15 protein-coding genes are annotated in these 15,814 nt (G+C 62.2%); 7 read left to right on the plus strand and 8 right to left on the minus strand.

Translation table 11 applies throughout. The features are described from left to right. Positions 1-524 precede the first annotated feature (524 nt). Positions 525-1,409, plus strand: a complete 885-nt coding sequence (locus JQ600_RS27740) for a Ku protein (RefSeq protein WP_212389983.1) — start codon at positions 525-527, stop codon at positions 1,407-1,409. A 130-nt stretch (positions 1,410-1,539) separates the two neighbouring features. Here JQ600_RS27740 and JQ600_RS27745 read toward each other — a convergent pair whose 3' ends face one another. The 8 genes from JQ600_RS27745 to JQ600_RS27780 form a co-directional block, all read right to left on the minus strand. Further along, complete coding sequence (locus JQ600_RS27745) at positions 1,540-1,770, minus strand: DUF6496 domain-containing protein (protein ID WP_212389984.1); 231 nt, start codon at positions 1,768-1,770, stop codon at positions 1,540-1,542. 64 nt (positions 1,771-1,834) lie between these two features. Then, entirely contained in the window at positions 1,835-2,275 is a 441-nt protein-coding gene (locus tag JQ600_RS27750; protein ID WP_212266099.1) for a PTS sugar transporter subunit IIA, read from the minus strand. Between the two features lie 125 nt (positions 2,276-2,400). After that, positions 2,401-3,090, minus strand: a complete 690-nt coding sequence (locus JQ600_RS27755; protein ID WP_212266098.1) for a response regulator — start codon at positions 3,088-3,090, stop codon at positions 2,401-2,403. After that, positions 3,087-5,810, minus strand: coding sequence for a sensor histidine kinase KdpD (locus JQ600_RS27760; protein ID WP_212389986.1), 2,724 nt, complete (start codon positions 5,808-5,810; stop codon positions 3,087-3,089). The genes JQ600_RS27755 and JQ600_RS27760 overlap by 4 nt, the downstream gene beginning before the upstream one ends. A gap of 41 nt (positions 5,811-5,851) precedes the next feature. Further along, positions 5,852-6,457 (minus strand): K(+)-transporting ATPase subunit C, encoded by a 606-nt coding sequence (locus JQ600_RS27765; RefSeq protein ID WP_212389987.1) that lies wholly within the window; start codon positions 6,455-6,457, stop codon positions 5,852-5,854. Positions 6,458-6,567: 110 nt separating this feature from the next. Continuing rightward, entirely contained in the window at positions 6,568-8,682 is a 2,115-nt protein-coding gene (kdpB, locus tag JQ600_RS27770) for a potassium-transporting ATPase subunit KdpB (protein WP_212389988.1), read from the minus strand. A 25-nt stretch (positions 8,683-8,707) separates the two neighbouring features. Continuing rightward, entirely contained in the window at positions 8,708-10,411 is a 1,704-nt protein-coding gene (gene kdpA / locus JQ600_RS27775; protein ID WP_212389989.1) for a potassium-transporting ATPase subunit KdpA, read from the minus strand. Positions 10,412-10,527: 116 nt separating this feature from the next. Next, on the minus strand, positions 10,528-10,617 hold the full coding sequence (locus tag JQ600_RS27780) for a K(+)-transporting ATPase subunit F (protein WP_212266093.1): 90 nt from the start codon (positions 10,615-10,617) through the stop codon (positions 10,528-10,530). Between the two features lie 515 nt (positions 10,618-11,132). Between JQ600_RS27780 and JQ600_RS27785 the strand changes: the two genes are divergently transcribed. The 6 genes from JQ600_RS27785 to JQ600_RS27810 all read left to right on the plus strand — a co-directional run bounded on the left by JQ600_RS27785 (position 11,133) and on the right by JQ600_RS27810 (position 15,703). Next, positions 11,133-11,600, plus strand: coding sequence for a hypothetical protein (locus JQ600_RS27785; protein ID WP_212389990.1), 468 nt, complete (start codon positions 11,133-11,135; stop codon positions 11,598-11,600). Positions 11,601-11,644: 44 nt separating this feature from the next. Continuing rightward, a complete protein-coding gene (locus tag JQ600_RS27790; RefSeq protein ID WP_312011051.1) occupies positions 11,645-11,938 on the plus strand; it encodes a hypothetical protein in 294 nt (97 codons plus the stop codon). Then, the gene (locus JQ600_RS27795; protein ID WP_212389991.1) at positions 11,935-12,135 is read left to right on the plus strand and encodes a hypothetical protein; all 201 of its coding nucleotides are present in this window, start codon (positions 11,935-11,937) and stop codon (positions 12,133-12,135) included. Before JQ600_RS27790 ends, JQ600_RS27795 begins: the two co-directional genes overlap by 4 nt. A gap of 182 nt (positions 12,136-12,317) precedes the next feature. After that, complete coding sequence (locus JQ600_RS27800; RefSeq protein WP_212266089.1) at positions 12,318-13,334, plus strand: magnesium and cobalt transport protein CorA; 1,017 nt, start codon at positions 12,318-12,320, stop codon at positions 13,332-13,334. Positions 13,335-13,428: 94 nt separating this feature from the next. Then, complete coding sequence (locus JQ600_RS27805) at positions 13,429-14,613, plus strand: LysM peptidoglycan-binding domain-containing protein (RefSeq protein WP_212389992.1); 1,185 nt, start codon at positions 13,429-13,431, stop codon at positions 14,611-14,613. 295 nt (positions 14,614-14,908) lie between these two features. Next, positions 14,909-15,703 carry a Crp/Fnr family transcriptional regulator gene (locus JQ600_RS27810; RefSeq protein ID WP_212266087.1) on the plus strand — a complete coding sequence of 265 codons (795 nt, stop codon included), beginning with the start codon at positions 14,909-14,911 and terminating at the stop codon, positions 15,701-15,703. The last annotated feature ends 111 nt before the right edge of the window (positions 15,704-15,814 follow it).

Genomic DNA, 15,814 nt, shown 5'->3' on the forward strand with positions numbered 1-15,814 from the left:
TGCACACGAGCATACAGGGCAGCGGAGAACACCCGGCCTTCCCTGCGCAATGGCTTTACGGCTTATGCCGTGATCTCCCCGGAGACGAGTTCTGGGTTGACTCCGTCGCTGCGGTTCAGCTCTCGCCTACCCGACAGCTTGACACCTGCAACGGGTGCCAGGACCACACGGTTTTGCCGTACGCTTATCCACGCCATCGTCGAGGCGTAAACCAGCGTCCACCGCAACCCGCCCAACGTCCGTGACGACGGCCGACGCCCTTCTGAGTAGGACGGGATGGCCAAACACATACCTCTGATTTTCTTTCTGGGAAACAGAAATATTTTTAATTCTGGGGCTTGACATTAATTCCGAAAATTCGAAGTGATTTGCCCGTCGGGTTGTTTTGTCGCACTCAACTGTCATTGCGAGCCAACGGGTCGCAATGACGGAAAGGCGGCGTTGCTCTTGCACAGCAGCAACAGGAACCAAACCCAGCACCAACCGTTGAAGCTCCGAAACCAAAATCCTCGCCGGAGATTGTCATGGTCCCTCGCGCCTATTGGAAAGGCTCGCTGAAGCTTTCCCTCGTGTCATGCCCGATTGCGCTGTACCCGGCCTCGACCTCCGCCGAGAAAACCCGCTTCCACATGATCAACAAGGACACCGGCAACCGGCTGAAGCAGCAGATGGTCGATAGCGAGACCGGCGATGTCGTCGAGAGCGACCAGAAGGGCCACGGCTACGAGTTGAAGAAGGGCGAGTATGTCGAGGTCGAGAAAGAGGAACTGGAGGCGGTCCAGATCGAGAGCAACCACACCATCGACATCGACAGCTTCGTGCCCCGTGACGAGATCGACAAACGCTATCTCAACAACCCCTATTATATCGTGCCGGACGGCAAGGCCGGTATCGACGCCTTTGCCGTGATCCGCGACGCCATGAAGGACCAGGACCGCGTCGCGCTGGCGCGCATCGTGCTCACCAACCGCGAGCACGTCATCGCGATCGAACCGCTCGGCAAGGGCCTGCTCGGCACCACGCTGCGCTACCCCTACGAACTGCGCGACGAGGACAGCTATTTCGACGACATCAAGAGCCCCAAAATATCGAAAGACATGATCGAACTGGCCAGCCACATCCTGGATACCAAGGCGGCGCATTTCGATCCGTCGAAATTCAAGGACGAATACGAAAACGCGTTGAAGGCGCTGGTCCGCCGCAAGGCCTCCGGCAAGCCCGTGAAGGCCGCCCCGCGTGAGGAGAAGGTGGATAACGTCATCAACCTGATGGACGCGCTGAAGCAGAGCCTGAAAGGCAAGGCAGCCACCAAGCGCCGAGCCGGCGCCCCGGCATCGCGCCGGGCCCCACAACGACGCGCGGCCAAGAAGGCGCACCGCTCGGCGGCGCGAGCCCGCAAGGCGGGGTGATTTCGAGAACGCAGCCCACTCATCCGTCATGCCCGGGCTTGACCCGGGCATCCACGACTTCCTTTGGCTTGCAGCAAAGACGTGGATGGCCGGGTCAAGCCCGGCCATGACGAGAATGGGAACGCGACAACTACTTCTTCGCTTTCCGCTTCTTCGACGCCTTTCGCTTCTTGGCGGATTTCCTGGCCTTCTTCGGCACCTTCTTGCCCTTGGCGCGCGCCTCGGAAAGTCCGATCGCGATCGCCTGCTTCTTGCTCTTCACCGTCCTGCCGGAGCGGCCACTCTTCAAGGTGCCAGCCTTGCGTTTCTTCATTGCGCGCTTGACGTCGGCCGAAGCCTTCTTGGAATATTTTCGTGCCATGGATTACCTACCGGTGTTCGGGAAAATAATCGTCGCATTGCACGAAGGTTCCAGCCCGCAACCCTCAGGCCACCGCGGCATGGAGTTCGGCTGAGGTCTTCGCGGCCCGCAGTCGCGCGAGCGTATCCGGCGATCTCAACGTCCGGGCTACCAGCGCCAAAGCGGTGAGCGCTTCGCTCTCCACTGCCGCAGGCAACAGCAGGACGAACACCACGTCCACCGCCCGTCCGTCGATGGCATCAAATTCGATGCCCTGCTTCAGCTTTGCAAGCAGCCCATAGGGCCGCTTCAAGCCCGTCAGCCGGGCATGAGGAATGGCGATGCCATTGCCGGTCCCCGTCGATCCCAGTTCTTCCCGCTTCAGGAGATGCGACGTGACCTGATCAACTGCCAAGCCGAGATTGGCGGCGGCCATGGCCGCCAATTCCTGCAACAGCGGCCCCTTCTGCGAGGCCCGAACGTCGATCATGACGTCGGTTGGCGATAGCAGATCGGAAATCTTCATCGTAACTCCGGGCGGATCGCCGCGTTAGAGCGGGATGACTTCTCTTCGTTTCGTCATCCCTCTCTAACTCTTTGTTTGAGCATGATCTCATCGGAAAACCGGTACCCACTTTTCCGGATCATGCTCTAATCCGGCGCGCGCAGCCGATAGCCTATTCCGGTTTCAGTCAGAACGAATTGCGGGCGCTCCGGATCCGTCTCGATCTTCTGTCGGAGCTGCCGCACATAGACGCGGAGATATTGCGCGTCGGTCAACTCATCCCACAGCTCCTTCAGCAGGAACCGGTGGGTCAGCACCTTGCCGGCATGCTGCACCAGCACGCGCAGCAATTCATACTCCTTGGGCGACAATTTGACATCCTTGTCACCCACCTTGACGATCCGGCGCACAAGATCGACCGAAAGATCGCCCGATCGGAATACCGGTCGTTCGCCATGGACCTGCAACTGGTGCCGAAGTGCTGCGCGCATGCGGGCGAGCAGTTCGTCCATCCCGAACGGTTTGGTGAGATAATCGTCGGCCCCGAGATCGAGCGCCTGGACCTTGCCGGCCTCGTCGCCGCGGCTCGACAGCACAACGACCGGAACGCTGTCGTTACGCCCGCGGATCATGCGCAGCAATTCATGGCCCTGGATATCCGGCAATCCGAGATCGAGAATGATCAATGCAGGATCCTGCGCAAGCAATTCGAGCCCGATCTTGCCGTTGGAGGCTTCCAGGATCTCGTAGCCCTGCGTGCTCAGCCCCATCCGCAGCAGCTTGCGGATCGGCGGCTCATCGTCGATCACCAGGACCTTGATCGGCGCGGCACTCATGCGGCGGTGTCCAGTGCATCTGATACTGCCGGGACCGGCAAGCGGATAGTCAGCACGGCGCCGCTCCGGTCAAGCCGGTTGGCGGCCGAGATCGTGCCATGCATCGCCTCGACAAAGCCGCGCGAAATCGCCAGGCCAAGGCCGGTGCCCGGGCGGACGTGATCGCCCTTTTGCGCGCGATGGAACTTGTCGAATATCATATCCAGTTCCTCGGGCGGTATACCATCGCCTTCGTCAATGATTTGCAGGGATACCCAATCCCTTTCCCGCGAACTCCTGATCGAAATCGTGGTGTCGGCCGGCGCATATTTCGCCGCGTTGTCCAGCAGATTAAAGAGCACCTGTTCGAACAGCACCGCGTCAAGCTGCAGCATCGGCAAGTCCGCGGCAAGCTCAAGCGAAACCTTGTGGCCTCCAAGAATCTTGCTGGCGCGCCGCAGCACGCTGCCGACGATCTCGCCGATATCATGCAGCGCCGTGTTCGGCACCACGGCGCCGGATTCCAGCTTTGTCATGTCGAGCAGATTGGCGATGAAGCGGTTGAGCCGTTCGGACTCGTCGATCACGGTTGCCAGCAGGTCGCGTTTTTCGGTGTCGCTCAGGCCGCTGTCAAGGTCCCGTATCGCGCTTGCGGCGCCGAGCACCGAGGCCAGCGGCGTCTTGAGATCGTGCGAGATCGAGGTCAACAGCGCCGAGCGTAGACGATCCGACTCCACCGTGCGTTTGACGCGGTCCATATCCTCCACCAGCAACACGCGCTCGATCGCCAGCGCGCCCTGATCCATCAAGGCGTCGAGCAACCGGCGCTGATCCGGGGTGAGCAGCGGCCCGGTCTTGTCGTCATCGATGCCGATGACGCCGATCGGTCCGCGTCCGGTTCGCATCGGCAGGAACAGGCGCTTTGCGCCCGGCAGCGTATCGGCGCCGCGCCCCGCGGCTCGGTCGTTGCCCCATGCCCAGTTCGCGGCGGCGAGATCGGCCTTGTCCAGTTGATCTTCGGGCGGATAGCCGGCCTTGACGGTAATGATGCCGTCCTCCGGCAACAGCAGCACCACCCGCACCTTCAACATCAAGGCCGTCTGGTAGGCGGTCGCCCACAACACGTCGTCGAGGGTCGCGGTGCCGGCGAGCTTGCGGCTGAAGGCGTAGAGCGATTCCGTGGTGCGGACCCGGCCAGTCGCAGTCACGGCCTGCGTTCGCACCCGCGCCGCGACGTTGGAAACCAGGATCGCAATCAGCATAAAGAAGAAGAAGGCGGCGATATTGGTCGGCTCGGTGATCGTGAAGTTATAGAGCGGCGGCAGGAAGAAGAAATTGTAGCAAAGCGAGCCCACCACGCTTGCAAATATCGAAGGCAACAGCCCGTAACGGACGGCGGCCCCGACCACGGCCGTCAGGAACACGAGGTCGACGTTTTCGATGCCCAGCCGCGGATGAACCAGCAGGCCGGCACCGAGCGCGATGGCGACGAACAGCAGGGATATTGCATAGGGCAGTGGATCGAACGGCTCCTGCCGTTCGGCCGTGTGCACCGTCTTCTTCGGAACGGGCTCGGCCGCGAGTTCCTCGCCGGCGATGACGTTGACGGTGATATTGCCGGCGCGGCGCACCAGATCGTGCACGACCGAGCCGCGCGTGAGTTCAAACCACAGGGAACGCGTCGACTTGCCGATGATGATCTGGGTCACATTGTTGGCTTGCGCGAATTGGACCACGTCATCGGCAATGCGCCGCCCGACGCCGGGAATGGTGATAGCCTCGCCACCGAGCGCTTCGGCGAGCCGCATCGTATCGGCGAGCCGGTCGCGCTGCTCGTCGGTCAGTTGCAGGCTGCGCCGCGTCTCGATGCTGATCGCCGTCCATTGCGCGTGCAGCCGGTCGGCCAGCCGCTTGGTGTAGCGCACCAGCCCCGCCGATCGCGGATCCTCACTGATGCAAACCAGAACACGCTCGCCTGCGGCCCAGGGCCCGGCGATCGCGTTGGCCTGCATGTGGGTCAGCAGTTGCTCATCGACCCGTTCGGCGGTGCGTCGCAACGCCAGTTCGCGCAGCGCAGTCAAATTGCCCGGTGAGAAATAGTGTTCGAGCGCGCGTTCGGCCTGCTTGGGGACGTAGACTTTTCCCTCCTTCAGCCGCTGGATCAGGTCGTCAGGTGTAAGGTCGATCAGCTCGATGGCATCGGCGCGGTCGAACACCTTGTCCGGCACGGTCTCGCGCACCCGCACATGCGTGATCTGCGCGACCACATCGTTGAGGCTTTCGATGTGCTGGATGTTGACTGCGGTGTAGACATCGATGCCGTGGGACACCAGTTCCTCGACGTCGAGGTAGCGCTTGGGATGGCGGCTGCCGGGCGCGTTGGTATGAGCGAGTTCGTCGACCAGGGCGATCTGAGGGCGCCGCGCAATCAGGGCGTCGAGGTCCATCTCCTCGAGGATCTGGTCCTTATACTCCAGCTTCTTGCGCGGAATGACTTCAAGGCCGTGCAGCAGCGCTTCGGTCTCTGCCCGCCCATGGGTCTCGACCACGCCGACCACAACATCGACGCCGGCCTTGCTCCTGGCGTGCGCGCTCTGCAGCATTTCGTAGGTCTTGCCGACACCGGGGGCGGCGCCGACGAATATCTTGAGCTTTCCGGCCTGATCGCTCTCGCGCCGGGCGGCCTCCAGCAGCGCGTCCGGCGACGGTCTTTTTTCATGATCTTGGCGCTGATTAGCCATGCGGCAATATAGTCATCTCATCCGGCGCGGCCTAGCTCCCGTCATTTGGTTGCGGCGGCATCCAGCGCCAGATTCAGCACCAGAACGTTAACTCTGATCTCGCCGAGCAATCCAGCCATGCGGCCCTGGCTGTGCTCCGTGACCAGCTGGCGAACACGCTCTTCCGGCATCTTCCGCGCCTTGGCCACCCGCGGCACCTGAAATAGCGCCGCGTCCGGCGAAATATCGGGATCGAGGCCGCTGGCAGAGGTCGTGACGAGATCGACGGGGACGGGAGCGTTGGGGTTTTCGGCCTTCAGCTTGTCGACATCCTCCTTGATCCGATCGTTCAGCGCCTTGCTGGTCGGGCCGAGGTTGGAGCCACCGGAATTGGCGGCGTTGTAGGGGGCCGATACCGTCTTGCTGGAATCGGCCGGGTCCGGCGCCGACGTCGCCGAGGGCCGGCCGTGGAAATATTTGTCTTCCCTGAACTCCTGCCCGATCAGGGCCGAGCCGATCACCTTGCCGTCCTTCTCGATCAGGCTGCCTTGCGCCTGCTTCGGAAAGATCACGCCGGCAATCGCGGTCATCGCGAGCGGATAGGCGAGGCCTGTGATGGCGGTCAGCAAGAGCAGCAGGATGATGGCGGGGCGAATTTCGCGAAGCATGATGTGTCTCCTATTTTTCCGTCATTGCGAGCGAAGCGAAGCAATCCATAGTGAGGGACGGGAGAGATGGATTGCTTCGTCGCTTCGCTCCTCGCAATGACGGTTGGGGGTTAAGCCAGGTTCAAGGCCGCGACCACGAGGTCGATGGCCTTGATGCCGATAAAGGGAATGATGATGCCGCCGAGGCCATAGATCAGCAGGTTACGGCGCAGCAGTGCCCCTGCCCCGACGGCGCGATAGGCCACGCCTTTCAACGCCAGCGGGATCAGTGCGATGATGACAAGCGCGTTGAAGATGATCGCCGACAGGATCGCGCTTTGCGGGCTCGCCAGATGCATGACGTTGAGCACCTCGAGCTGCGGATAGAACGCGAGGAACATCGCCGGGATGATGGCGAAGTATTTCGCGACGTCGTTGGCGATCGAGAACGTGGTCAGCGCGCCGCGCGTCATCAGCAGCTGCTTGCCGATCTCGACCACCTCGATCAGTTTTGTGGGGTTGGAATCGAGGTCGACCATGTTGCCGGCCTCGCGCGCGGCCTGGGTGCCGGTGTTCATGGCGACGCCGACGTCGGCTTGCGCCAGTGCGGGCGCGTCGTTGGTGCCGTCGCCGCACATCGCCACCAGCTTGCCCTTGGCTTGCTCGTCGCGGATCAGCTTCAGCTTGTCCTCAGGCGTTGCCTGGGCCAGGAAATCATCGACGCCGGCCTCGGCCGCGATTGCCGCTGCGGTCATCGGGTTGTCGCCGGTGATCATCACCGTGCGGATGCCCATGCGGCGGAGTTCAGCAAAGCGCTCGCGGATGCCGCCCTTGACGATGTCCTTGAGGTGGATGACGCCGAGCAGGCGGCCGTTCCTGGCGACGGCGAGCGGCGTGCCGCCGGCCTTGGCGATTTCGTCTGCGATGGCCTGGAGTTCGCGGGCCGCTTCCGTACCTATAGTCGGCTGGATCGCACGAACCGCGTTGCCGCTGGCCGTGGTCTGCACCGTGCCGCCGCCGATGTAATTGAGGATCGCCTCCACCGCGCCCTTGCGGACCGACGATGAACCGGCGTCGATGCCGCTCATCCGGGTTTGCGCGGTAAAGGGCACGAATGTCGCGGCGAGCTCCTTCATGTCGCGGCTTCGAATGTTGTATTTTTCCTTGGCCAGCACCACGATGGAGCGGCCCTCCGGCGTTTCGTCGGCGAGCGAAGCCAGTTGCGCCGCATCCGCCAATTCCTGCTCGGTCACGCCGCGGACCGGGCGAAAAGCCGTTGCCTGGCGGTTGCCGAGGGTAATGGTGCCGGTCTTGTCGAGCAGCAGCGTGTCGACGTCGCCGGCGGCCTCGACCGCGCGGCCGGACATCGCCAGCACATTGAAGCGCACCAGCCGGTCCATGCCGGCGATACCGATCGCCGACAGCAACGCGCCGATCGTGGTCGGGATCAGCGTCACGAACAGCGCCACCAGCACCACCACCGAAATCGAGCCGCCGGCATAGGCGGCATAGCTCGGGATCGTCACGGTAGCAAATACGAAGATGATGGTGAGGCCCGCAAGCAGGATGTTGAGCGCGATCTCGTTCGGCGTCTTCTGCCGCTCGGCGCCTTCGACCAGCCTGATCATGCGGTCGATGAAGGTCGAGCCTTGCGCCGCGGTGATACGGACCCGGATCCAGTCGGACAGCACCTGGGTGCCGCCGGTCACCGCCGAACGGTCGCCGCCGGATTCGCGGATCACGGGCGCGGATTCGCCTGTTATCGCGGCCTCGTTGACCGAAGCGACGCCCTCGATCACTTCGCCATCGGACGGGATGTTGTCGCCGGCTTCGACCAGAACGATATCGCCGACTTTCAGCGCAGTGCCGGGCACCAGGCGAAAAGTCTTGTCCGAACCCGTCAGCAGCTTGGCCTGGCTTTCGGTGCGGGTCTTCTTCAGCGATTCGGCCTGCGCCTTGCCGCGGCCTTCCGCGACCGCTTCCGCAAAATTGGCGAACAGCACCGTGAACCACAGCCAGAGAATGATCTGGAACGTGAAGCCGAGGTTTGCACTGCCGGTGACGAGGTCACGCACAAATATGATTGACGTCAACGCCGCGACAATCTCGACCACGAACATCACCGGGCTCTTGATCATCAGCCGCGGGTCGAGCTTGACGAACGACGACCTGATCGCCGGGAGCAGGATCTTCGGGTCTGATATCGCCGAGGCCGTCGCTTTTTTCTGCAGTCTTGTGGTTTCCATGGACGTAACTCCGACGAGAGATTGATCAGAACAGATTGTTGGCATTCATGGCGAGGTGCTCGACGATCGGCCCGAGCGCCAGCGCCGGGAAGAAGGTGAGACCGCCGATGATCAGGATCACGCCGACGACGAGGCCGACGAACAGGCCACCGGTGGTCGGCAGCGTGCCGGCCGATGGCGGGATCGACTTCTTGGCCGCCAGCGAGCCCGCAATCGCCATCGCCGGCACGATCATGAAGAAGCGGCCGACGAACATCGAACTTGCCAGCGTCAGATTGTAGAAGAAGGTGTTGCCGGTCAGGCCGCCGAACGCCGAACCGTTGTTGCCGGTCGCCGAGGTGAACGCATAGAGCACCTCCGTAAAGCCATGCGGGCCGGCATTGGCCATCGACGCCACCGCCGGCGGAAACACCACGGCGACCGCGGTCCAGCCAAGATACATCAACGGCAGCACCAGGATCGCGAGCATCGCCATCTTGACCTCGCGCGCCTCGATCTTCTTGCCGACATATTCCGGCGTGCGGCCGACCATCAGGCCGGCCACGAAGATCGCCAGCACGACGAACAGCAGCATGCCATAGAGGCCGGCGCCGACGCCGCCGACGATGATCTCGCCGAGCTGCATGTTGATCAGCGGGATCATGCCGCCGAGCGCGGTAAACGAGTCATGCATCGCGTTGACCGCGCCGCAGGAGGCCGCGGTTGTGATCACCGCGAACAGGCTGGAGGCCACGATGCCGAAACGGACTTCCTTGCCTTCCATGTTGCCGCCGGTGAGCCCGAGCGCACTGAGCGTCGACGTGCCGTTGGCCTCGGCCCAATAGGTGATGGCGACGCCCGCGAGGAACAGCACGCCCATGACGCCGAGGATCGCCCAGCCCTGGCGCTGGTCGCCGACCATGCGGCCGAACACGTTGGTAAGCGCCGCGCCGAGCGCGAAGATGGAAATCATCTGCACGAAGTTCGACAGCGCGGTGGGGTTCTCGAACGGATGCGCGGCGTTGGCATTGAAGAAGCCGCCGCCATTGGTGCCCAGCATCTTGATCGCGACCTGCGAGGCGACCGGGCCGACCGCGATGGTCTGCCTGGCGCCTTCCAGCGTGGTGGCGTCGACATAGGCCCCTAACGTCTGCGGCATGCCCTGCCAGACCAGGAACAGCGTGTAGACCACGCAGATCGGCAGCAGCACATAAAGGGTACAGCGCGTGACGTCGACCCAGAAATTGCCGATGGTGCGCATCGAGGAACGCGAGAAGCCGCGGATCAGCGCCACCGCGAGCGCGATACCGGTCGCCGACGACAGGAAATTCTGGTGCGTCAGTCCCAGCATCTGGACCAGATAGGACAGCGTGCTTTCGCCGCCGTAGTTCTGCCAGTTGGTGTTGGTGATGAAGGAGATCGCGGTGTTGAACGACAGATCCGGGGCGACCGCGGATTGATCCTGCGGATTGAACGGCAACAACGCCTGCAGCCGCATCAGCCCATAAATGATAAGGAAGCCGCCGACATGGAACAGCAGCATCGCGACCGTATAGGTCAGCCAATGCTGCTCGCGCTTCTCATCGACGCCGCCGATCCAGTAAAGCCCGCGCTCGACCGGCCGCAGCACGGGCGACAGAAAGGTGGACTCGCCGTTGAAGACGCGAGTCATGTACCAGCCGAGCGGTTTGACCAGCGCGACCACGATGGCGCAGTACAGGAAAATTTGAATCCAGCCGATGACGGTCATGGTCGGGAACCCTTCAGAATCTCTTTGCAGGCAGCAGCAGGTGAATGAGCGCAATCAGCAGCGCCGAGGTAACGACAAACGCCAGAACGACTTGGACCAGCGTGATCATGGCGTCCTCAGAAGCGCTCGGGCCGCAGCAGCGCGTAGGTCAGGTAGAACAGCAGAGCCAGCGACACGAGCCCGGCGAGCGAATAATCGAAAATCATGTTCCCCTCCCCTCACAACCGTTCGCAGGCATAGGCGTAGCCGATGCCTGCCAGGAAGAAGCCTGCGCCTAGCGCCAGCATGACAATGTCCAGCATGGGATGTTCCTGTGCGAAATGAGCCGCGGACCGAATGGACGGCCTCGCTTTGGATGGCTGAAGTGCCACCTTGCGCATAGGTTTTCGAGATGGGGGCAATGGCGACGTTATAGGAATCTCATAAGTGCCGGTCGTCTTGGCCACTTTACTCTGGCGTCGTCCCGGCGAACGCCGAAACCCATACCGCGTTGTCCCATCGAAAGGGTAGAACGGCAGAGACCTGTCGCAAAATTCTGACGGTGGCTATCGGTCCCGGCCTTCGCCGGGACGACGTGGGGAGGGAGCGCGCCAACATCCCACCCACCACTTATGAAATCTCTATTTCTCTGCTCCTCACCTCATCTCGTTTTCAAATGGCGTTTTGACCACCTTGGGGGGCACGGCTGCCGTATCAGCCGCCCCACAAGTGAGATCACGCCATGTCACTACTTGTAGAATCCCAGAACCCCACAGAACCCGGCGACCGGCTGCGCAATGCCTATGCCGTGACCACTGAATTCCTCTCCGACATCGTCGACCAGACCTGCCGGCGCTTTCCGTCCGTGAGCCAGAGCGGCAAGACCGCCCGCATTGAGCGGCTGATTCAATCCGGCGCCTGGACCGATGCCGCCCTGGCGCTGATCGATCTGGAATTGCCGCAATGGCAGCTGCGCCGTATCGCCTATGACGAAGGCGAGTGGCATTGCGCATTGTCGCGCGAACGCGAATTGCCGGACTGGCTCGATCAATCGGCCGAGGGCCGGCACGCCGACCTGGCGCTGGCTATCCTGAGCGCGTTCGTCGAGGCGCAGCGCCTCAGCGTGCCGTTGCGCCGGCCCAGCGTCCCTGCCGTGCGCAGCGATGCCGGCGCGCTCTATGAGCCGGTCCTGAGCGACAATTTCGGCTGAACGAGCCGGGAATACACAGCTCGCCAAAATGAAAGAATACCAACGTGAAGCTCATCGAACCTCCATCGTGCCGCGCGCCATCCGCAATCGTCTTCATCGGCAGAAACCGCCGCGGCCATTGGGTTGCCCAGGAACAAAACGGCCTCTATGGCGGCCTGTTCGTCAATCGCGCACAGGCCATCAAATACGCGTTGTTCGAGAACGGCCACCATCCCGAAACGATCGTCGAACTGGCCTGCGAAATCGAGCTCGACATGGGTAGCCGCCCAGGCGCGCGGTGCATGTCGCCGCGACAGATTCGCCCGCACATCCGATCTTCAGAAGGAGTGATGACATGACCATGCTGACGCATCCCGGCAGCCGGTTCAAACCGGCTTCCCATCGGTCGGGACGCCGTGCCCCAACCACCACCGCGAACCTTGCGATGCTCAAGCTGATCTGCCTTCGCGCGATTGGTCCCCTGCTGACAGCTGTCGCGATCGCCGGCGTCATCGTCCTCAAGGCTGCGGTCTTCCTTTCGCGCGTCAGCCATTGAGAACGGCCGAACGACCCGTGCGCAAGAATCTGCTACGACATCTGCGTTTGGTCTGACCGGCATCAACGATAACGACATGTGAGGCCGAACATACATTTGACGACAAATTCCCCGGTAGCTAGCCTTGCCGAGAACACGGCGTCGGCGCAGGTTTCAGCTGCGATCATTGAGGGATGGAAACCATGAACATAGCGCCGCAAGCGGACATGCCGAGCGATCCCGTTGCTTCCGAAGGTGTGGTCGCGGCCGGGGCCTATGTCGACGGCCGGCGGGTCGCCAATATCGCCATCGAGGAATCCTCGAGCTGGCGCAGCAAGCCGGGCCATGTGGTCTGGATCGGGCTGCACGAACCAGACATGACGATCCTGACGAGCGTGCAGCAGCAGTTCCAGTTGCATGATCTTGCCATTGAAGACGCGAACAACGCCCACCAGCGGCCGAAGATCGAACAATATGGCGACGGCCTGTTCATCGTGGCACGCACCGCGCAACTCGTAGGCGACAGCATCGCGTTCGGCGAAACCCATCTGTTCGTCGGCGAAGGATATCTCGTCTCCGTTCGCCACGGCGCCTCGACGTCCTACGCGCCGGTGCGCGCGCGCTGCGAAAGCTGCCCGCGGGCGCTGGCCCGCGGCGAGGATTATATCCTCTACGCCATCCTCGATTTCATCGTCGATAATTACTCGCCGGTGCTCGAGACCATCCAGGAAGAAGTCGAAGCGATGGAGGAGCAGGTGCTCGCCAGCGCGATGACGCGGGCGCAGATCGAGCGGCTCTATCTGTTGCGGCGCGATCTGTTGCGCCTGCGGAACGCGGTGGGACCCCTGGTGGAGGTCTGCCGCCGGCTTGAGCATGACAATCTGCCGATGATCCGCCCCACCATGCAGCCGCTGTTCCGCGACGTCACCGACCACGTCCGCACCGTTCAGGAACAGATCGACTCGCTCCGCGAAGTCCTCGCTTTTGCCTTCGAGGCCAGCCTTTTGGTCGGCCAGGCCCAGGAGACCGCGGTCTCCAAGAAACTCGCCTCATGGCTTGCCATCATCGCGGTCCCGACCGCGATCGCCGGCATCTACGGCATGAACTTCAAGCACATGCCGGAACTCGAGTGGGAGTATGGCTACTTCGCCATTATTGGCACGATCCTGACCGTGTGCGCGGGCCTGTTCTGGCGCTTCCGGCGTGCCGGGTGGCTGTAAGCTGGCCGGCCTACCCCTTTTTCTCAACGCAAACGAGTACCAACTTTGCCCGAGACGCTATAGAATGCCGTCGAGCCAGTGATTTGGCTGATGGATGAGCATCATGATTGCGACATCGATGAGTCGAATAGTCGTACCGTCCATGGTTGCGGCATGTAGCGTGGCGGCTATCTTCGCCGTCTATTACGTCCGCCAAGAACCGCGGGTCGATACCAAGGCCGTAACCGCCGCGCCGGCGGTCTCAAAGCCGGCATTGGGTGCCCCAAAGCAGGGTGCGCTCGCAGCGGCGCAAGCAGAAGCAAACGCCGTGACGGCCACGCTGGGCGGACCACCCCCACTGCCGGACAGCGTGCCGTCGTTCGACATTGCCCGCATCGAGCCGACGGGCGAAGCTGTCATCGCCGGCCGGGCCACGCCGGGCGCAGCGGTGGAACTGCTGCGCAACGGCGAGATACACGATCGCGTGGTGGCGGATCAATCCGGACAATTCGTCATGGTTCCGCCCCGGCTTCCCTCAGGGACGTATGACCTGACGCTGCGGGCCAAGGAGCCGGACGGCAAGCAGACCTCATCCAAGCAGAGCGTGACGGTGGCGCTTGAGCCGAAATCAACCGATCGGCCGGTCGTAGCGTTGATGGCGCCGGACAAACCCACCGTCGTGCTGTCGCAGCCGGCTGTGCCAAAGCCGATGGCCGGCGCAGTGGTTGCGGAGACGGTTGAGATCGAACCGGGCGGCAAGCTCCATGTCAGCGGCCGCGCTCGCCCCGGCGCCGCGGTGAAGCTTTATCTCAACGACAGCTTTATTGCGTCGGCAACGGCTGGCGCGGACGGACGTTTTGCGGTCACGATCAATGAGGGGGTCGCCTCGGGCAGCTACCGCGTGAGGCTGGACGAGGTGGAGCAGAATTCCGGCGCGGTGCGCGCACGCGCCGAGGTGCCTTTCAACGTTCCCGACACGATGGTCACGGCCTCCGTGCCGGCACAGGCCACCGCGGCCAAGCGGCTGGACGTTGCCGCTGCACAGCCGCCGGAGCTGGCGGCCGCCATGGCCGCCGTTCTGCCAGACAACAAAGGCTCGCCCTCCACCGTGGTCGTGCCGAAGATCACCACCACCACCGTCTCGCGCGGCGACAGCCTCTGGCGCATCAGCCAACTCTCCTACGGAGCGGGCACGCGCTACGCCGTTATCTACAAGGCGAACCGGGAACAGATCCGCAATCCCAACCTGATTTATCCCGGCCAGGTTTTTGTCGTTCCGGTGCAGGAAGCGCGGCCATAGCGTCTGAGCGAGAGATTGCGCGGCTTTTTAGCTCGCGCTCGATTATGTGCGGCGGTTCTGCTGGACGCGCACGACGACCGTCACGTCGCGGTTGAACGATTATCTCGCTTCACTCCGCCGCGGTCCCAGCTCGGCCTTTTCGGCCCGCACGGCGCGTCGCAGACCTTTCGTGCTTTTAATCATTTGTGACAAGGCGCCTGCGCCTTGGCACGCTTCCCTGCGGGGCTTTGAGGCGGTACAACCCGCCTGTATTCTTGTGTGTAGCGGCTAGAACGAAGTGTAGCGGTGCAGACCAGTGACAATATTTGATCGAATTCTCGACGCGGCCGCGGATAATCTCAGGATAGCGAAAATCCTGGTCCAGCTGGGCCTCGACCCCAACAACATCACCTACGACGCGCTGTTCAATCGCCTGCTGGAGATTTTTCTCCACAATATCACGCTGGCCAACATGTTTGCCCTGGTCGGCGCCATCTTCTTCGTCGCCACCTTGCTGACGCAGACCATGGTGCCGCTCCGCGTCGCCAACATGATCGGTTGCGCATTCTTCGCCCTGTTTGGCGCGCTCACGGCATCCGTCACGACCTTCCTGTTGTATCTCCTGATGGTCCCCATCAATGCGTATCGCCTCCGACAGATGCTCGTTCTGGTGAAGAAGGCCCGCAGCGCAACGAAAGGCGATACGTCGCTGGAATGGCTCAAGCCGTTCATGACCGAACGCAAATATCGCAAGGGCGATATTCTGTTCAAGAAAGACGATGCCGCCCATGAGATGCTGCTGACCGTCACCGGAAAATTCCTGGTGAAGGAAATCAGCGTCGAGCTTCCGCCGGGACGTTTAATGGGCGAATTTGGTTTCCTCACGCCGGATAACCGGCGCACGGCGACGATCGAATGCATCGAGGATGGTCATGTGCTGACCATCACTTATGACAAGCTGCTCGAGATCTACTTTCAGAACCCGCAGTTCGGCTATTACTTCCTGGTCCTGACCAGCCAGCGCCTGTTGGAAAACATTGCGCGACTCGAAGGGATTGTCGCGCAACACAAGTCCTTGCAGCAGGCCGCGGCTGCGAACGGCCCCAACTGAGCAGCGGGACACGCGCGCCGGGGGGCTTTCTAGAGCGGCATGGCTTTTGGTTGAATCCATCGAGCCACGAGTCCCCTCAACCTCTCCCGCTTGCGGGAGAGGGAGTACACC

Origin of the sequence: Bradyrhizobium sp. AUGA SZCCT0176, assembly GCF_018130145.1 — a bacterium.
GTDB lineage: Bacteria > Pseudomonadota > Alphaproteobacteria > Rhizobiales > Xanthobacteraceae > Bradyrhizobium.